Source organism: Gordonia sp. NPDC057258 (assembly GCF_042668985.1).
Classification (GTDB): domain Bacteria; phylum Actinomycetota; class Actinomycetes; order Mycobacteriales; family Mycobacteriaceae; genus Gordonia; species Gordonia hongkongensis.
This window is the reverse complement of the sequence record NZ_JBHUXZ010000026.1, coordinates 19,045-37,560: the sequence shown is the minus strand read 5'-3', so window position 1 is coordinate 37,560 and position 18,516 is coordinate 19,045. Positions and strand designations below refer to the sequence as shown.

At 69.3% G+C, this 18,516-nt stretch carries 10 protein-coding genes, 2 tRNA genes and 1 pseudogene; 6 read left to right on the top strand and 7 right to left on the bottom strand.

The features are described 5' to 3' along the window. Positions 1-75 precede the first annotated feature (75 nt). Positions 76-148, top strand: a tRNA-His gene (locus tag ACFUEJ_RS17245). Positions 149-375: 227 nt separating this feature from the next. Here the strand turns inward: ACFUEJ_RS17245 and ACFUEJ_RS17240 are convergent. Together ACFUEJ_RS17240 and ACFUEJ_RS17235 are read right to left on the bottom strand one after the other, a co-directional pair. Then, positions 376-600, bottom strand: coding sequence for a hypothetical protein (locus tag ACFUEJ_RS17240; protein ID WP_137809299.1), 225 nt, complete (start codon positions 598-600; stop codon positions 376-378). A 5-nt stretch (positions 601-605) separates the two neighbouring features. Next, positions 606-1,145 carry a hypothetical protein gene (locus tag ACFUEJ_RS17235; protein WP_288813016.1) on the bottom strand — a complete coding sequence of 180 codons (540 nt, stop codon included), beginning with the start codon at positions 1,143-1,145 and terminating at the stop codon, positions 606-608. A gap of 209 nt (positions 1,146-1,354) precedes the next feature. Between ACFUEJ_RS17235 and ACFUEJ_RS17230 the strand changes: the two genes are divergently transcribed. The 3 genes and pseudogenes from ACFUEJ_RS17230 to ACFUEJ_RS17220 all read left to right on the top strand — a co-directional run bounded on the left by ACFUEJ_RS17230 (position 1,355) and on the right by ACFUEJ_RS17220 (position 5,353). Beyond that, complete coding sequence (locus tag ACFUEJ_RS17230) at positions 1,355-1,699, top strand: YciI family protein (protein ID WP_137809297.1); 345 nt, start codon at positions 1,355-1,357, stop codon at positions 1,697-1,699. Between the two features lie 3 nt (positions 1,700-1,702). Continuing rightward, positions 1,703-2,998, top strand: a complete 1,296-nt coding sequence (locus ACFUEJ_RS17225) for an RNA polymerase sigma factor (RefSeq protein ID WP_159370599.1) — start codon at positions 1,703-1,705, stop codon at positions 2,996-2,998. A 304-nt stretch (positions 2,999-3,302) separates the two neighbouring features. Then, positions 3,303-5,353, top strand: a pseudogene (locus tag ACFUEJ_RS17220) (neutral/alkaline ceramidase). A 57-nt stretch (positions 5,354-5,410) separates the two neighbouring features. Here ACFUEJ_RS17220 and ACFUEJ_RS17215 read toward each other — a convergent pair. From ACFUEJ_RS17215 to ACFUEJ_RS17205, 3 genes are all read right to left on the bottom strand, one after another. Next, positions 5,411-6,601 carry an Ig-like domain-containing protein gene (locus tag ACFUEJ_RS17215; RefSeq protein WP_058250283.1) on the bottom strand — a complete coding sequence of 397 codons (1,191 nt, stop codon included), beginning with the start codon at positions 6,599-6,601 and terminating at the stop codon, positions 5,411-5,413. 313 nt (positions 6,602-6,914) lie between these two features. Further along, positions 6,915-6,987: transfer RNA gene (locus tag ACFUEJ_RS17210), tRNA-Lys, on the bottom strand. A gap of 127 nt (positions 6,988-7,114) precedes the next feature. Then, positions 7,115-7,339, bottom strand: coding sequence for a DUF3618 domain-containing protein (locus ACFUEJ_RS17205; protein ID WP_058250014.1), 225 nt, complete (start codon positions 7,337-7,339; stop codon positions 7,115-7,117). A 150-nt stretch (positions 7,340-7,489) separates the two neighbouring features. Here ACFUEJ_RS17205 and bcp point away from each other — a divergent pair, with 150 nt between their 5' ends. After that, positions 7,490-7,966: a thioredoxin-dependent thiol peroxidase gene (bcp, locus tag ACFUEJ_RS17200; RefSeq protein ID WP_055474734.1), complete on the top strand. Its 477-nt coding sequence runs from the start codon at positions 7,490-7,492 to the stop codon at positions 7,964-7,966. Between the two features lie 10 nt (positions 7,967-7,976). After that, positions 7,977-8,603, top strand: coding sequence for a TetR family transcriptional regulator (locus ACFUEJ_RS17195; RefSeq protein WP_055474733.1), 627 nt, complete (start codon positions 7,977-7,979; stop codon positions 8,601-8,603). A 13-nt stretch (positions 8,604-8,616) separates the two neighbouring features. Here ACFUEJ_RS17195 and ACFUEJ_RS17190 read toward each other — a convergent pair whose 3' ends face one another. Further along, positions 8,617-9,009, bottom strand: coding sequence for a holo-ACP synthase (locus ACFUEJ_RS17190; RefSeq protein WP_055474732.1), 393 nt, complete (start codon positions 9,007-9,009; stop codon positions 8,617-8,619). A 38-nt stretch (positions 9,010-9,047) separates the two neighbouring features. Next, positions 9,048-18,311 carry a fatty acid synthase subunit beta domain-containing protein gene (locus ACFUEJ_RS17185; RefSeq protein ID WP_388030792.1) on the bottom strand — a complete coding sequence of 3,088 codons (9,264 nt, stop codon included), beginning with the start codon at positions 18,309-18,311 and terminating at the stop codon, positions 9,048-9,050. Between the last annotated feature and the right edge of the window lie 205 nt (positions 18,312-18,516).

The following is an 18,516-nucleotide window of genomic DNA, read 5'->3' as shown; positions in this document are numbered from 1 at the left end:
TTCTGCGGCACCGACCCGCTAGAGTGTTGATGGCTCTGAGACCCGGCGCTGACGCCCAGGTTTCCGACGCCGATGGTGGATGTAGTTCAGTTGGTAGAGCACCAGGTTGTGATCCTGGCTGTCGCGGGTTCGAGTCCCGTCATCCACCCCGACGAAGCCCCGTCTGCGATCCGCAGGCGGGGCTTTTTCGTGGCCGTGATGCAACACGCTGTGCATCAGAGCGATCCGGATGACACCACACGTGGGCCTGGTTCTAAGATTCCCGGCACCCGGTGGACCAGCGTCTGGGTGATGGCCGCCGTAGCTGCCGCACGGTATCCCCAACATCGACGTTCGACGCACGCACCCGCTGGGTTGCGCGCGTGGGAGAAGGTCTCAGCCGCTTATGAGGTCGCCGTACCCGCGACGCTCGAAACTTCGGACGAGGCGCTTCGACGGTTCATGGTTCGCGAGCCAGTCACTCAGAGCGTGGCGGCGTTCGCGCTCGTCGGCGCGTCCCAGGCCGAGGTCGGCGAGGAGCGCGTCCAGTGAGGCGGGAGGCTGCGGGGTTCGTCCGACAGGGGTGAACGCGGAATCGTCCCAGAGTCGTTCGTTGGACATCACGCTCACCTCACTTCCACGGTCACTTCGGTCAGTCCTTCTTCAGTGGCCTGTACACCCACAATGTACAGCGCGGACGCTCCAAGCAGGAGTTCTCGCTGATTCGCAAGCTCCGGGTGGCCCACCGGTGGCACCCACAGGGCTCGTGTTCCTCGTGTGGCTAGCACTCGCAGGAGCACCGGGGCGCTGCCGGGGTCCGTGAACCCCACGTGATCGGCTTCGTCGTCGTCGAACTCCCCAAGTTGTTCGCGCATCCGCATCTGTACGCGCTGGTAGAAGCGGTCCGTACCCTGCCAGCGTCTGACCGCTTCTAGCTCATCGCCGGTCAGATCGAACTCGAAGTCGTCGTTGAGCACCTGTTCGAGTTGGGCGGCGTCTTCGTGGGTGGGGCCGCCGAGCGGGGCGCCTCCGGAATGAGTAGGAGACGGCTCGCCCGGGGGCGGAAGGGTGGGCGGTGCGTCGTCGGCTGCGGTGTCGATCTGTGGATCGTAGTCCGCGCCGTCGCCCGGTGTGGGTTCCTCGACCGAGTTGTTCGTCAATCTCATTCGGCGTTTGTCTGCTCCCACAGGACCATGTCGTTGACGTCGTTCGCGCGCTACGTCTCATGTCCCGAATCTCTTTTCGCAGCGCTGTCGATATCCGGAATCGCCGTACGTCACCATGGTGTCGGACCGATCCGGTTCGACATCGTGGCCGCATCGGTACGCACAGCGCAGTCGGTACCGCATGCCGCCGGCCGAGAACTGGAGGAACGATGAAGTACGCATTGCTGCTCATGGGACATGTCAACGATCCGGCATGTGGTGAGGACGGTGGCGCCAGCCCCGAAGAGTTCTTCGCCTTCGACGAGGAGATCACCAAGGCCGGCGTCGTCGTCAACTCCTTCGCGCTGGAGGACGAGCGCGCGGTGGTGCACACCGACGACAGCGGCGAGCGGGTGGTCGCGTCGTCCGGGCCGTTCGCGGAAGTCCGGGAGTTCGTCGGCGGGGTCTATGTCATCGACGTCGCCGATGTCGACGAGGCGATCGAGTGGGCCCGCCGCAGCCCCGGTTCGGCACCCGGCGGCCATGTCGAGATTCGGCCGCTCGCACCGTACTGAGCGATGACGAACAATTCACACCGTTCGGCGGCCACGGATTCCGCAGGGTCCGTGGCCCGCCGGGCGGTGTCGGCCGTCGATCGCGACGTCCGTTCTCGTGTACTCGCCACGCTCACGAAGAAGTTCGGCGATCTCGACCTCGCGGAGGACGCGTTGCAGGACGCGATCGCGCAGGCCCTGATCACCTGGTCGCGTACCGGAGTCCCGGATTCACCGGAGGCATGGCTGACGACGACGGCCAAACGCAAGGCGCTCGACGTGGTGCGGCGTGAGTCCGTCCTCGCCGGGAAACTGGCCCGCCTGCACACCGAGACCGAACGTGCCTCCACGCCTGCGGAGTTCGCAGACCCGGCTGAGGAGCCGCCACCGGGGTTGCCGGACGAACGCCTCGGCATGTTCTTCGCCTGCACCCATCCCGTGCTACGCGCCGAGGACCGGATCGCGCTCACCCTTCGGTTCGTCGCCGGGCTGACCACCGCGGAGGTCGCGCATGCGCTGCTGATCCCGGTACCGACGACCCAGCAGCGAATCGTGCGCGCCAAGAAGCGGATCGGCGCGCTGGGTGTTCCGTTCGCGCCGCCGCGCGAGGGCGATCTCCCGCGTCGGCTCGGCGGGGTCCTGCGGGTCATCTACCTGCTGTTCTCCGAGGGGTTCGCGCGCTCCACCGGGGACGCGCACATCCGCGACGACCTCACCGACGAGGCCGTCGCCCTCGCGCGGACCTTGCGCGCACTGCTCCCCAACGCCGAGACGACCGGACTGCTCGCCCTTCTGTTGCTCACCCAGTCCCGCCGGCCGGCTCGGCTCGACTCCGACGGCCGACCGGTTCCGCTGGATGACCAGGACCGCCGGCTCTGGGACCAGGCGCTCGTCGGCGAGGGCATCGCGCTTGCCGAACACGCTGCGGCACAAGCAGGCGCCGGCCTGTACACGATTCAGGCGGCGATCGCGGCCGTGCACGCCGAGGCAGCCACCGCGGACGAGACCGACTGGACCCAGATCGCCGTCCTGTACCGACTACTCGAAGTGCACGATCCCGGACCCGTCGTGCGCGTCGGTCGCGCAGTCGCCGTCGGACGCGCGTACGGCCCGGCGCGCGGTATCGCGATGCTCGATCAGTTGCAGTCGGACACACAGCTCGACCGGTTCCGGCCCTTTCACATCGCCCGCGCCCTCACGCTGAGCGAACTGGGCGACGACCGCGGCGCGGCGATCGCGTACCGCCGCGCGCTCGAACTACCCGGCAACGGCGCCGAGGACGACTATCTCGCCGACGCCCTGTCCGGGCTGGATGTCTGACCGGCAGACTTCGGCCTCGACACCACCGGGGACCTTCGTCCCCGAAAGTCCTCGAAGCCGGGCGCATGGGCATGCCTCGCAGTAACGTTCACCACATGCCTTCCTACTGGGTCATGCCTGCCGTTGCCCTGATCTCGTGCATCATCATCGGGATCGGGTTCATCATCGGGATCCCGGGCGGCGACGACAACGACTGAGTTCGACGTCCTGAACTGATCTCGACCACACGGCCGCGCCGTCAGGGTGTGTGCCGCGATGACATCGCACGTCTGCCGGTGTCGTCCGACGCCCGGAAGGACGGCACGTGGACCTCACGCGCAGACAGTTGATGGCCGGTGCCGCCGCGACCGCCGCCGCGGCCGGGCTCGGCTCCGGCCTGTCCGCTGCCCCGGCCGGCGCGTCGCCCTCCGAGTCGACGAGTTACCTCGTCGGCTGCGGCATCGGAGATGTCACCGGCGCGGTCGTCGGCCAGGGCATGATGGGGTATTCGAATCCAGAGCAGGTCGCGGCCGGGCTCCTGCAGCGTTGCTGGGCGCGGGCCTACATCATCGTCGATCCCGCCACCGGGCGGCGCGTCGTCTTCCTGACCGCCGACCTCGCGTGCCTGTTCCAGTCGCACCACATGGGCCTGATGGCCAGACTGCGCAACCGATTCGGCTCCTTGTACACCGAATCGAACGTGAATCTGAACGCACAGCACACGCACGCCTCCTGCGGTGGCACGTCCTGGGACTACGCGTATTCGCTCGCCGCGTTCGGGTTCAAGAAGAACTCCTACGACGCCGAGATCGACGGCATGTTCGCCGCGATCGTTCGCGCGCACGAGAATCTCGCGCCCGGCAGCGTCACGATCGGCCGCGAGGAACTGCACGACGCCAGCCGGAATCGATCCCGGGTCGCCTTCGACGCGAACCCGACGGCCGACAAGCGGCACTTCCCCGATGCGATCGACCCGCAGGTCACGGTGCTACGACTGCGGCAGCACGACACCTCCGGCGGCCGGGATGTCGGTGCCATCACCTGGTTCCCGACACACGGCACGTCTCTCACCGACCGCAACGTCCTCATCGCCGGCGACAACAAAGGTTACGCGAGCCACCTGTGGGAGCGCACCCAGCCCGGGTTCGTGGCCGCCTTCCCGCAGACCAACTCCGGCGACATGACGCCGAACCTCGCACTCGCGCAGTTCGATCCGCGCGGACCGACATCGGACAACAGACGCAACTGCGAACTCATCGGCGAGCGTCAGTACATCGCCGGACGGCGAGGCTTCGAGGCGGCCCGTCCGATGACCCGGGGCGGCGTCGACTCCATCGTGCGGTACGTCGACATGTCGGCGGTCCGGATCTCCGGTACCTACACACCCGACGGCCGACCGGCGTCGACCACCCCCGCGATGATGGGCGCCGGCGCGGTGGCCACCAGCAGCGAGGACAACTACGAGAAACCGCTCCCCTTCCTCGTCGAGGGCATGACCAATCCCCTCGTCACCGCGCTCGGCGGAGACCGCGTCCCACCGATCGCAACGTGGATGCGAGACATGCAGGCGCCCAAGCTGATCGCGTTCCCGCTCGGTCTGCTGCCGCCCTCGGGCTGGATCCCGTCGGTGGTGCCGCTGCAGCTCATGCGCATCGGCGAACTCGTGCTCGTCGCCGTACCCGCCGAGGTCACCATCGTCGCGGGTCTGCGGCTGCGTCAAGTGGTCGCCGGCGAACTGCGGACCGACGTCGACAACGTCCTCGTGCAGGGGTTCGCGAACGCCTACACCCAGTACGTCACGACGCCCGAGGAATACGACCTGCAGCACTACGAAGGCGGCGAGACCCAATTCGGGCGGTACACCCTGTCCGCCTACCTGCAGGAGTTCGCCGCGCTCGCCGCGGCCATGTCGTCCGGACGCCGGATCGGCCGTGGTCCGGCGCCGGTCGACAAGTCCGGACTGCAACCCGACCTGGTGCCCCGGTCCCCGCCGACCGTCCGATACCGGGCCGACGCTACGGCGACGTCCTGCGTGAACCCGACGCCACGTACCGCCCCGGTTCGATCGTGACCGTGCAGTTCGTCGGCGCGCATCCCAACAACGACTTCCGGCACGGCCGGACCTATCTCGAGGTGCAGCGGCGTACCGGCAGCGAGTGGACGACGGTCGCCGACGACAACGACTGGTCCACGGAGTTCCGGTGGGCGCGCCCGGCCGGCAGCACCGACACGTCGCGGATCACGATCACCTGGCGGTCGCCGACGGACGCGTCCGGGATGTACCGCATCCGCTACTTCGGGGACAGCCGCGATGCGAACGGGTCGACGAGGCCCGTCTCTGGGACGAGTCGCACGTTCCGCGTCGGGTCCCGCTGACGCACGGACGCCACCGACCGCGCTGCGGTTCGGTGGCGTCCGAAGGCGTGCTGAGCGTCAGGCGTTGTCGGCGTTGCCCTTGCGCCACACCGACCATGGGATGTTCCAGTCGCCGAGACCATCGGTGCCCGACAATGTTCCGCCCGTGGTGTTCTTCACGATGACCGGGTCGCCGCGGAGGGTGTTCTCCATGACCCAGAGAGCGTTCTCCGGACTCAGGTTCAGGCAGCCGTGACTCGTATTGGTGTTGCCCTGCGCCCACACCGACCATGGTGCGGAGTGGAAGAAGATGCCGCTGTAGGACATCCGGGTCGCGTAGTCGACCGGGGTGCGGTAACCGTTCGACGAATTGACCGGCACGCCGTAGGTCGACGAGTCCATGATGATGTGGTCGTGCTTGTCCGAGACCAGGTAGATGCCGTTGTCGGTCTCGTCGCCGGCCTTGCCCATCGACGTCGGCATGGTCCGGATGACCTTGCCGTCGCGTTCGAAGACGACCTGCTTGGTGTTGTCGTCGGCCGTGACGATCATCGAGCGTCCGACGGTGAAGTTGGTCCGCACGTTCTCCTGGCCGAAGAGTCCGTCACCCAGGTCGATGCCGTAGGTGTTGACCGCGACCCGCACCTTGGTGCCCGGCTTCCAGTACTCCGCCGGCCGCCACCGGACCTCGCTCGGGCTGATCCAGTAGAAGGCCCCTTCGACCGGAGGGTCGGTGGTGATCCGGATGGCGCGCTGCGCCGCACGACGATCCGCGATCGGCTCGTCGAACTTCACCGCGACCGGCTGTCCGATACCGACGGTCTCGCCGGGGCTCGGTGTCAGATACGCCTGCGTCAGGTTGTTGGGGCTGCTCGTGGTGAAGGTGACCTTCTTGGTGACCGCACCACCGATGCCCACCGCGTCGGTCTCCAGGGTGTAGGTGCGGTTGTAGCCGAGGGCCTCGTTGCTGACCCACACCGTGTCGTTGTCGGCGAGGGTGCCCTTGACGGGGGTGCCGTCGGACTTCTTGATCAGCACCCGGCTGATGGTGCCCTCACTGGTCTTCACCTTGATGGGCGCACCCGGCTGCACGCCGACGGCGTTGTCGTTCAGGGGACGTTCGGCCCACTCGGTGATCTCGAGACCCGGCTTGAGCAGATCGTCGAAGAGACTCGAACTGCTGACGTTGTCGGAGTACGACGCCTCCTGCGTGCACGACGTCACCAGCGCGACGATTGCCAACATCACACCGCTGATGATCAGCGGCATCCGCCGAGTACGACCGATCCCCATCTCACTCCCGCCTGTCGACGCCCCGACCCCGAACCGGTCGGTCACGCTGCCCCGCAACCTTGAGAACACTGCACACCCCGAATCCGAAACGGACATTCCGAACCCCGATGTCGCGGACCAGTGTACGAGAGATCGGACCGAACGCTTCGGCCGTCATCCATTCGAGCGGCGTGTTGCGCACCCGAAACGCCGAACGTTCATCTGCCGTTCATCGACCACCGGCCGCGGTCGAAACCGTCTGAGACGCCACAAGACGCCTCGCTCGATGCGAGGCGTCTTGAGTACTCTGTGCGCCATCAGGGACTCGAACCCCGAACCCGCTGATTAAGAGTCAGCTGCTCTGCCAATTGAGCTAATGGCGCTTGGCGGTGCGAGATGGAACCTTACAGGACCCCCGCGGCAGAAGTGAAATCGCCTGGTCGGAGTGGCTTCTGCCGTTCGACGGGCCCGTGCGGACGAGGTCGCGCCGCCGATTGCTGGATCAGCGGGTCATCGCGAGGCGACCTTGCGGACGACGACGAGCAGGACCAGGGCGCCGACCCCGGCGAGTGCGTACTTCACCGCAGGCGTCTGCAGTGTCGCGAGAGCCTTCGACTTGGCGTCGTCGGCGAGCCGCTGGGGGTTGGCGCGCTCGGCCAGCGCGTCGAGCGTGCTGGCGAGGTCCTCACGGGCCTTGGCGATGTCCTGCTCGATACGTTCGGTATCTCCGGCCACGTTGCATCCTTCCGGCGCTTCTCGTTGGTCTTCTCACTTCCCGGCCGCCGCACGACCTCTCGGCGCCGGGGACGAACCGCCAGATGGCAGCGACTCGATGCTACGACATCCCGGCATCCGGGCATGTCGCCATGCACTAGCCTGGCTCTCATGGCTGAGACCACCACCCGACTGTCCGTGGGCGACACGGCGCCGTCGTTCACGCTGCCCGACGCGAACGGCGACCCGGTCTCGTTGTCGGACTACGCCGGCCGCAAGGTCGTCGTCTACTTCTATCCCGCAGCGGCCACCCCGGGGTGCACCAAGCAGGCGTGCGATTTCCGCGACAACCTCGGCGAGCTGAACGAGGCCGGGATCGCGGTCCTCGGCATCTCCCCCGACAAGCCCGCGAAGCTGGCGAAGTTCGTCGAGGCCGAGGGCCTGACGTTCCCGTTGCTCAGCGACCCGGAGAAGAAGGTGCTCACCGAGTGGGGCGCATTCGGGGAGAAGAAGATGTACGGCAAGACCGTCACCGGCGTCATCCGGTCGACGTTCCTGGTCGACGCCGACGGCACGATCGAACTCGCGCAGTACAACGTCCGGGCCACCGGACACGTCGCCAAGCTGCGCCGCGACCTGTCCGTCTGAGCCGGCCCCGATGCCCGAGTCCGCCGAACCGCTGGTGCCGCGCAAGCGGCCCACTCAGGAACGCAGCAAGCGCAAGTTCCAGGCGATGCTCGAAGCAGCACGCGAGCTGTTGATCGACGTCGGGTTCGAATCGCTGACCTGTGAGGAGATCGCGACCCGGGCCGAGGTCCCCATCGGCACGCTCTATCAGTACTTCGCGAACAAGTACGTCATCGTGTGCGAGCTGGACCGCCAGGACACCGTCGACGTCCGCGAGGAACTCACGGCGTTTTCCTCGGAGGTGCCGTCCCTGGAGTGGCCCAGCCTGCTCGAGAAGTTCCTCGATCACCTGGCGGCCCTGTGGCGCACCGACCCGTCGCGGCGGGCGGTGTGGCTGGCCGTCCAGTCGACACCGGCGACCCGCGCCACGGCGTCGCTGAACGAACGGGTGCTCGCCGAACAGGTCGCGCGGATCATCGCGCCGCTCACGCCGTCGCAGCGCGAACGCCGCGAGATGATGTCCCAGGTGCTCGTCCACACGGCCTACTCGCTCCTGAGCTTCTCCGTACAGGACGGCCACGACCACGACGAGACCGTCGCCGAACTCAAGCGGATGCTCGCCGGCTATCTGCTGCTCGAGGAGTCGACGACGGTCTGAGAGCCGCGCGGGGCTACCTGCCCTCGAGGATGGCCACCGCCGCAGCGGTGTCCCCGTCGTGGGTCAGCGACACATGCACGGTCGTGTCGCGCAGATGCTCGCCGATCTCGCCCGACAGACGGATGGCCGGACGGCCCCACGTGTCGGTCACGACCTCGATGTCGCTGTGCCGGATCAGCGGCAACAGCGGCGACCGCGAGAAGCGGCTCACCGACCACGCCTTCACGACCGCCTCCTTGGCCGCCCAGCGGGCGGCCAGATGCCGGGCGTCGTCGCCGGTCCCGGCGGCCGAGTCCCGACGCTCGCCGACCGTGAACCGGTCGGCGAACGTCGTACCCGGCTGCCGGAGCTGCTCGCCGAACTCCGGGATCGACACGATGTCGATTCCCACACCGAGAACGCTCATCCCTTGGTAGTCGCTCGCGCCATTCGCCTCACCGGGTGTCACCGACCACCCGCCACCGGCTCACCGGCGACGTAGACGTCGGCGCCGTCCAGACGGGTCTGCGGATCGAGGAGCATGCCCGCCTCGGCGTCGTGCTCGTCGACCGACTCGTCGAAGCGACGGTTCGGCGGACGCTGGTAGGCAGGCTCGCCACCGCAGATCGACTGCAGGAAGCGCTGACTGCCCAGGCGGGTCCGCTCGTCGGCGCGCTGACGGTAGGCGTCGCGCTCCTCCGGGTTCAGCGAGGCGATGAACGCCTCCGGGTGCACCACCGCGATCAGTCCGGACACGTGACCGAAGCCGAGGCTGGTCAGCAGACCCGCCTTGAGCGGGAACCGCTCGCCGAGCTGGAGGGTCTCCCGCGGCCAGACCAGGTGCGGGTACTCGGCCATCTTGTCGTCGACACAGTCGAGGCTGCGGTTGGGCGGGATCACGCCGTCACGCAGGATCTGGCACAGACCGATGAGCTGGAAGGCCGCCGCGCCACCCTTGGCATGACCGGTCAGCGACTTCTGCGACACCACGAACAGCGGTGCGCCCTTGCCGCGGCCGATGGCCGCCGCGAGCCGCTCGTGCAGTTCGGACTCGTTCGGATCGTTCGCCTTGGTGGAGGTGTCGTGCTTGGACACGACCGCCACGTCGTCGGCGCTGACGCCGAGCGAACCGAGCGCACGTGCCAGCGGCGAGGACAGCGACCCGCGAGCCGCGCCCAGGGCACCGAGACCCGGAGCCGGGATCGAGGTGTGCACACCGTCGCCGAAGCTCTGCGCCCACGCGACCACACCGAGCACCGGCAGACCCATCTCGGCCGCGACATCGCCGCGGGCGAGCAGGATCGTGCCGCCGCCGGCCGACTCGACGAACCCGCCGCGTCGGCGATCGTTGGCACGCGAGAACCGGCGATCGTCGATGCCGCGCGCGGTCATCTTCGCCGAGTCGGCGGTCGCCGACATCGCGCCGAAGCCGACGATGCCCTCGATACCCAGGTCGTCGAAGCCGCCCGCCACCGCGAACAGCGCCTTGCCGAGGCGGATCTTGTCGACGCCCTCCTCGACCGACACAGCTGCGGTCGCACATGCCGCCACCGGGTGGATCATCGCGCCGTAGCTACCGACATACGACTGGACCACGTGTGCCGCCACGATGTTCGGCAGGGCCTCCTGCAGGATGTCGTTGGCGTTGGCCTCGCCCAGCAGGGTGTTGATGTACAGGTCGCGCATGGAGGTCATGCCGCCCATACCGGTGCCCTGCGTGTTGGCGACCAGACCGGGGTGCACCCAGCGCATCAGTTCGCTCGGCGTGAAGCCCGACGACAGGAAGGCGTCGACCGTGGCCACCAGGTTCCACAGGGCGACCCGGTCGATCGACTCGACCATGTCGGGGCTGACGCCCCAGCGGGTCGGGTCGAAACCGGTCGGGATCTGACCGCCCACGGTCCGGGTCAGCGCGAACTGGCGCGGAACGCGGATCTCGGTGCCCGCCAACCGGGTGACCTGCCAGTCGCCGTCGGCGTTCTGCGTGACCCGGGTCTTCTCCGGGTTGGCACTGGCGAATGCTCGCGCCTCGGCCTCGGAGTTGACCGTGAAGGTCAGGTCCTCGTCGACGAAGACCGAGGTCAGCAGCGGCGAGGTGTTGTCGACCATCGCCCCGTCGTCGGCGTAGCGGCGGATACCGCAGCGGGCGACGACCTCGTCGTGGTACCGCTCGGCGATCTCGCTCTCCGGCACCGGGTCTCCGGACGCGGTGTCGTACCAGCCCGGCTTCGGCGCCGAATCCCAGTGCACCAGTCCGGTGTTCCAGGCGAGCTCGAGAACGCCTGCGGCCGAAAGCTTCTCGTCGACCTCCATCTCGAAGCGGGTGCGGGCCGAACCGAACGGGCCGAGCTCGCCGGCACCCACGATGACCACGAGGTCCTCGGGTCGGGCGTCGATCGACGGCCACTGCGGACGCATCGCCTTCGGGGCGCGCGCCGGTGCCGGCAGCGCCGCGACGGTCGTCGCCGACACCTCGTCGGTGTCCGCGGACTCCTCGGCGGCCGCCGCCGCGGTGGCCGCGAGCGCCTTGAGGTCGGTCGAGCTGTCCAGGCCGCCGGTGAAGTCGGCCAGGATCGGCGCACTCACCGCGGCCGACCGCTGCTCGGGGCGGCACAGGGTGAGCAGGTTCGCCGCCATCTCGTCGGTGCTCCAGGTGCGCACACCCGCCGCCTCGACCGCGTCGACCATCCCGTCGTTGTGACCCATCAGCCCGGTGCCGCGCACCCAGCCGATCAGGGCGTGGGCGAGCGTCGTCTTGGAACCCCAGGACTCCTCGGCCGACCAGCGCTGTACGAGTGCGTCGAGCGAGGCCTTGCTCTCGCCGTAGGCACCGTCGCCGCCGAACATGCCGCGGTTCGGCGAACCGGGCAACACGACGTGCACGCGGGCGGCGATGTCGTGATCGGAATGGACGTCGGCGAGACCGCCGATGAGCCGCTCCACCGACCAGAGGAGCACCTTCATCTCCAGCTCGGCGCGACCACCGGCGTCGGTGAGATCACCGGCGACCCGCGGTGCGGCGAACGGGAACAGCAGCGTCGGCTTCATCGCCGGCTTCACCACTGCCGTTGTGCCACCGAGGTTCTCCGTCTGCTCCCCCGCGATCCAGCCGACGAGGTCGTCGACATCGGCGTACGACGCCATGTTCGCGGGAGCAATCCACAGCGCGGCACCGGCCCGGGCGTTCTCGCGGTACAGCTTCTTGTAGAAGGCGAGACGGTCGGAGTTCAGGCGCGACGTCGTGGCGATCACGGTCGCGCCACCGGCCAGCAGCCCGGCGACCACGCCGGCGGCGATCGAACCCTTGCTCGCACCGGTCACCACGGCGATCTCGCGGCTGTAGGCACCCTTCTCGGGATTCTCCGCAGCGTGCGCGATCGCGCCGAAGATGCGGCCGTGCACGGCGTTTCCGTTCGCGAGGGCCTTGCCCTGCCACCAGGTGGCGTGGTCGGCGACGGTGTCACCGGCTCCGGCGAACCCGCCGACGATGGTGTCGAAGTCGGCGTCGAGGTCCTGCTCGTCGGTCAGCCAGAGTCGGACGAGATCCTCACGGGCGGTTGCCCACCGGTCGTCGATGAGGACGACCTTGGCCGCGTCGAAGGCCGGCGCCACCGTACGGGCCCAGTCCGACCCGAGTTCGGCGCTGACCAGCTCGGCGAGCTCGGCGTTCGGGTCGGCCACGGCCTCGGCGAGATCGGCGACCTCGGCGAGTCCGAGCTTGTCCAGCAGGGTGTACGCGGCCGAGGCCAGCGCGCCGGACCGGCCGGTGATCTGCTCGGTGAACTCTCCCAGCGCCGCGGCGTCGACCGTTGCGCCACCACCGGATTCGGCGGCCGGCTTGCCGACCGGGATGCCCTTGACCGCACCCACCGCGGACACGGCCTTGTCGATGAGGGTGTCGAGTGAATCGGTGTCCGTCAGCGGGCCGTCGAGCAGATTGCCCAGCGCCTCGCCGCGGACGGACGCGCCGTCCCTGGTGCCCAACGCCAGCGCGACGGTGGTGTGCAGACCCCACCCCGGACCCAGCTGCCAGACACCCGACACGCGGTCGGTGATGTAGTTCTGGCGCTTGCCCAGCGGGCCGAGCACCTTGCGGACCTGGTCGCTGACCGCATCGGTGAGCACCGCACCCAGCGGCCGGTAGCCACGGGCGAGGGTCTCCACGGTCGACGACAGCGCGGTCATGTCGGCTTCGGCGGCACCGTCGATGGCGCCGAGTCCGAGCTCGCCGCCGATGTCGAGGAGCAGCTGGTTACGACGCGACGACACACCGTCGCAGAGCGCCTCGATCGTGTCCGCGGACCCGATCTGGTCGACGCGCATCTTGGTCCACAGCGCGATCACGGACTTCACCGCATCCGACGGCGTGAACGCGATGTCGTCGGGACGCGGGCCGCCGGCTGGTGCCGCCGGTGCCGCGGGAGCAGCAGGCGCGGGCGCCGCCGCGGCGGCCGGAGCCGCGTCCGCCGCCGACGTCTCGGCCGCTGCGGGAACGTCGAGCTCGTCCTCGTCGGGCTCGTGCCCGGCGTCCTTGGCCAGGATCGTGTCGGTGTCGCGCTCGACGTTGAGCACCTCGGTGGTGGCCGCGGCGTAGTCGTCGAGCTTGAGGGTGTTGGTGGCCAGACCCGACAGCGTCGGGGCGCCCTTCAGACCGATCTCGACGAAGCGCTGGACTCCCAGCCCGTTCCGCTCGGGACCGCTGAACAGCAGTTCCTGGGTCTCGATCCACCGCACCGGGCTGGCGAACTGCCAGGCGAGCAGCTCGATCAGGATCACCCGGGCCAGTTCGCTCGGGGTCGCCTCCCAGGCGTCCCAGTCGGCGAGGACCTCGTTCAGCGGATCCGACGGCACCAGCGCCGCGATCTCCTCGACGAAGTCGCGTCCGAGGTTGAACAGGCGCGGCACCAGGTTGGGGATGTAGCGGCCGATCAGGATGTCGATGTCGATGTCGGCGGGCAGCAGCTCGGCGAGCTTGCCGCGGAATTCCGGGACCCCGGCGCGCAGCACGCTCGAGTGGAACGGGACGTCGATGCCCGGGATCAGGATGAACGCGCGCTTGCCCCCGAACTCCGCACGCCGCCGGTCGATCTCGGCCTCGAGCAGTTCGAGACCGCGAACCGTGCCGGCGATCGCGTACTGCGAGCCGAGGAGGTTGAGGTTGACGACCTCCAGGAACTCGCCGCCCGCGGCGCCCACGCCGGACACGAAGTCGGTGACCTCGGCGTCGGCCAGACCGAACTGGCTCGGCCGGATGGCCGCCATGCGATAGTCACTGCGCCCCTGCTCATCTCGCGGGACGAGGTGGTGCATGGCCTCGCCGCGCTGGAACACGACTTCGAGGACGGCCTCGAGCGGGAGGACGCCGGCACATGCGGCGAGCGCGTTGTACTCACCGACCGAGTGACCACACGTGATGGCACCCTCGACGAAGCCACCGGACTCCTTGAGCTCGGCGATCTGCGCGACACCGAGCGTCGCCATGGCGACCTGGGTGAACTGCGTCAGGTACAGCACGCCGTCGGGGTGGTTGTAGGTGGTCCCGTTGGCGACGAGCGTCGTCGGGTTGTCGCGGACCACGGCGAGGATCGAGAAGCCCAGCGCCGCACGGGTGTGCTTGTCGGCACGATCCCAGATCTTGCGGGCGGCCTTCGACCGCGAGCGGGCGTCGAGTCCCATGCCCTTGCTCTGGATGCCCTGGCCGGGGAACGCGTAGACGGTCCGCGGCGCGGCGAGCAGACCGGTCGCGCTCATCACGAGGTTGTCGCCGACCTTGGCGCTGACCTCGACGACCTCGCGGCCGTTGTCGAGACCCACGCGGTCGACGCGCACCGAGATGCGGTCGCCGAGCCGGACCATGCCGAGATAGCGTGCGGTCCAGCCGATCAGCGGACGAGGCGATGGCGTCGGATTCTTCGCGTCGGTCGCGGTGACGACCTGCTGCGCGGCGGCCGACAGCCACATCCCGTGGACGATCGGGTCGCCGAGACCGGCCAGCTTCGCGGCTGCGGCGTCGGTGTGGATGGGGTTGCGGTCACCGGACACGACGGCGAAACCGGTCATCCGGTTCGGCGCGGTGATGGTGGCCGTCCGGAGCAGCTTGCGGGTGGCCGACTGCTCGGCGGCGGGTGCACCGCCGGCCCGGGCCGGGTCGGTGAGCTCGGCGGCGCCCAGACGCCCACGGATCGCGAAACGCTCCTCGAGCGTCGCGATCGGGCCGGCTGGTCCGGCGATCTCCACCGTGACCTCGACGACACGACCGACGTCGGCATCCCGGACCGCGCCGGTCCGTGCGGTGACGGTCAGTTCGGCTGCGGTCGCGGGGATCTCCCCGGTCAGCGCGATCGCGTGATCGAGGTGGACCAGGTCGAGCAGACCCTCGACGACCGGGTCACCGGAATCGGTGCGGGCGGCGCCGATGACGCTGAACACGCTCGGCCAGCACGCGCCGACCAGGGTGTCGGGCACGGCGAAACCGAACGGGTCGGTCGGGGTGGTCGGACGCAGGTGCGGCGGCAGGGAGAACCCGGTCACCGCAGCGTGATCGGCGACCGAGTCCGGCTGCCAGGAGACGGTCGTGACCGACACGCCATCGGTCACCTCGGCCAGGCTGCCGCCGGCGGCCACGGTAAGGATCTCGCGCATCGCGGTCGACGCGTCGTCGAGGCCCACCAGCGGCGAACCACCGTCGCGCAGGCTCTCGCCGGCCAGCAGCGGGATACGCACGGAAGCGCCCGAGATGGGGACGACGAGGTCGAAACGGGTGGCGTCGGAGTCGGCGGAGACCTGCTCCAGGACGGCGCCGCTGACGGCGTGTTCGGCCCGCTCGGGTCCGACCACGGTCCAGGCGTCGCGATCGCCGAGCAGCGCGATCGGGCTCGCCACGATCCGGCCGGCCCAGCTGACGTCGTCGGACTCCAGCACCGAGGTCAGCACGCCGGCTTCCTCGGCCAGCCCGGCCCGGTGCCGGGAGGCGACGGCGACCGGGCGCTCCCCGGAGGCCTGCAGATCGGACGCGACACGGGCCTCGAACCGATCGAGCAGTTCACCCACGGGCTCGTCGACGCGGGTGATGCCCGCGACGGCGACCGGCCCCGGGATGACGCAGACCGCGTCGGCGCCGTAGCGCGGATCGTGGGCCTGCCACAGGGAGTCACTGCGCCACCAGCGGCGTACGTCCTTGTCGATCACCGGCACGAAGTTGACGGGCTTGCCCGGGGTGCGGCACAGCTCCAGGAAGAACGCGACGTCCGCGGGATGCAGGATGTCGGTGTCGATCTCGGGGTACACGCTGCCGAGCGCGTCGATTGCGGCATACGCATCGGCGGCGGCGGTGACCTCGGCGAACATCGTCGGGATGGGCCCGGAGTCCTGCGGGTGCATGCGCGCCTCGGTGCGCTGCAGCATCTCCACGAAGCGCTGCTGCCAGGTGATGTCGGCCCACGGGGCCTGCTCGCCCCGAGCGTCACCGACGGCCAGCGCGGCGTACCGGTCGAGCCACTCGCGGTAGGTCATGGTGGCGACGTCGCCGAAGTACGGCTTCGCGGTGTCGGCCATCGCGGCGATGATCTCGTCGCGGCGGGCGGCCACGGCGTCGGCGTCACCGGCGACCTCGTCGAGCAACCGGCCGCAGCGCGACGCGGTGTTGTCGACCTCGTGGATGTCGGCGCCGAGCTGCGAACGGCCGGAGGCCATTCCGGCGGTGGCGTGACCGGCACCGATCCACTCGTCGATGCCGGCGGTGTCGACGAGGAGCTGCTTGACCTCGGGGGTCGTCGTCGCTTCCTTGGCCGCCATGGCGGCGGTGCCGATGAGGATGCCGTCGAGCGGCATCGTCGGGTAGCCGTAGCCGGCCGACCAGCTGCCGGTGAGGTATTCACTGGCGCGCTCGGGCGTGCCGATGCCACCGCCGACGCAGATCACGACGTTCGGGCGGGCGCGGAGCTCGCCGTAGGTCGCGAGCAGCAGGTCGTCGAGGTCTTCCCACGAGTGGTGGCCACCGGCGCGGCCGCCCTCGATCTGCACGATGATCGGGTGATGCGGAACCTCGGCCGCGATGCGCACGACGGACCGGATCTGCTCCACGGTGCCGGGTTTGAAGGCGACGAACCGGAGTCCGGCCTCGACGAACTCGTCGACGAGCGCGACCGCGTCCTCGAGTTCGGGTATGCCCGCCGAGACGATGACGCCGTCGAGCGGGGCTCCCTGCGCGCGGGCCTTCTGCACGATGCGCTTGCCGCCGAGCTGCAGCTTCCACAGGTAGGGGTCGAGGAACAGCGCGTTGAACTGCGCCTCGCGTCCCGGCTCGAGCAGATCGGTGAGCGTGGCGATGTTGCGCGCGAAGATCTCCTCGGTGACCTGACCGCCACCGGCCAGCTCGGCCCAGTGTCCGGCGTTGGCCGCGGCGGCGACGATGGCCGGGTCGACGGTCGTCGGCGTCATGCCGGCGAGCAGCATCGGCGAACGTCCCGTGAGGCGGGTGAAGGAGGTCTCGACGACGGTGCGCCCGTCGGGCAGTTCGACGAGGGTCGGCGCGAACTGAGACCACGGCGTGGCGACCTCGGGGACGCCACCCGGGCTGAACAGGTTGCGCTGTCCGACGCGCAGGGCGGCCGGAACCAGTCCGACGCCCTGTCCGCGGACGAGTGAGGCGGTGAGGCGGGTGGCGATGTCTCCGGGTCCGAAGTCCAGGACCCACTTGGCGCCACCGGTGACGATCGCGTCGACCGACGCGACCCAGTCGACGTGCCCGACGAGGATGTCGTGGGCGTGGCGGGTGGCGAGATCGCGGTCGATGCCGCACCGATCGGCCCACTGGCCGACCAGTTCGACGGCCTCGGCCATCGCCGGGTGATGGAAGGCGACCGACACCTGCAGGTGGTCGAACTTCGGCGCGAAGGGTGCCCCACCGGTGACCTTGCGCTTACGCTCATCGGCCTCGGTCGCGGCGATCCGCTCGCAGAGGGCGGCGAAGGCGGCGAGGTGCCGCGGCGCACCGGACAGCACCACCGCGGTACGGCTGTTCCTGATGGCGACGACCGGCGCCGTCGTCAGATCGCTCTCGGGCAGGCCGTCGCGGTACTGCGCCAGGATCTCGTCGACGCGAGCCGGGCTGATGTTGGTCAGGGCGAGCATCGGCGTGCCGTCGGTGGTGACGCCCAGCCCGCGGCGGCGCGCGGTCAGCGAACCGGCTGCACCGATGAGGTGCGCAACCGCCAGCAACAGACCCTGGCCGGATTCCGCGACCCGACCGTCGGCACCGACCGCATCGGTGGCCAGCGACCCCTGGGAATGCCCGACCACCGCGTTCGGCGGCAGCGCGGCAGTGTCCAGACCCTGTTTGCGGAGGGCTTCCACAGCGGCGAGCTGGGTGAGCAGGACGCCCGGGCCGGAGAGGGTGAAGTCGGCGAGAGTGGCCTCGGCGGGGACGTCGTCTCCCGCGTCGTGGGCGTGGACCCAGGTGAGGGGGTGGAACCCGGACACACGTGCCACGACGAGTTCGTCGGCGACCGGCTCGACGAGCCGTTCGGCGGAATCGACGATCGTGGCGACCCGGTGTTCGAGGTCGGCGTCGACGACCAGCTCGGTCAGCGTGGGCAGCCATGCGCCGCCCTGCCCGCCGAAGCTGATCGCGTAGGGCTCGCCCTGCGTGAGTCGCTCGATGAGCGTGGCGGTGGGGCGTTCTGCGTTGGCGGCGCCCTGCGAGCCGGAGCGGAACTGGTCGACGGTCACGGATACTCCTCTGTGGTGGTCGGTCTCAGAGTGTGGATTTGCGGAGTGCGTAGGTGCGGTGCGGTAGATGTCTGTGGGTGTTGTGCGGGCGGCGGGTGCGCGGTCGCTGTGGCCGCGAGAAACGCTGTCAGCAGCGGCGTATGGCGTGCGCTGCCGTGAACGGTCTCGTCGACGTCGCGCGCACAACCGGCCGCCGAGGCGACAC

Bases quoted from the DNA above. Each gene is read 5' to 3' on its own strand.
- ACFUEJ_RS17240 (WP_137809299.1), bottom strand. From the start codon at position 600: ATGTCCAACGAACGACTCTGGGACGATTCCGCGTTCACCCCTGTCGGA.
- ACFUEJ_RS17235 (WP_288813016.1), bottom strand. From the start codon at position 1,145: ATGAGATTGACGAACAACTCGGTCGAGGAACCCACACCGGGCGACGGC.
- ACFUEJ_RS17230 (WP_137809297.1), top strand. From the start codon at position 1,355: ATGAAGTACGCATTGCTGCTCATGGGACATGTCAACGATCCGGCATGT.
- ACFUEJ_RS17225 (WP_159370599.1), top strand. From the start codon at position 1,703: ATGACGAACAATTCACACCGTTCGGCGGCCACGGATTCCGCAGGGTCC.
- ACFUEJ_RS17215 (WP_058250283.1), bottom strand. From the start codon at position 6,601: ATGCCGCTGATCATCAGCGGTGTGATGTTGGCAATCGTCGCGCTGGTG.
- bcp (WP_055474734.1), top strand. From the start codon at position 7,490: ATGGCTGAGACCACCACCCGACTGTCCGTGGGCGACACGGCGCCGTCG.
- ACFUEJ_RS17195 (WP_055474733.1), top strand. From the start codon at position 7,977: ATGCCCGAGTCCGCCGAACCGCTGGTGCCGCGCAAGCGGCCCACTCAG.
- ACFUEJ_RS17190 (WP_055474732.1), bottom strand. From the start codon at position 9,009: ATGAGCGTTCTCGGTGTGGGAATCGACATCGTGTCGATCCCGGAGTTC.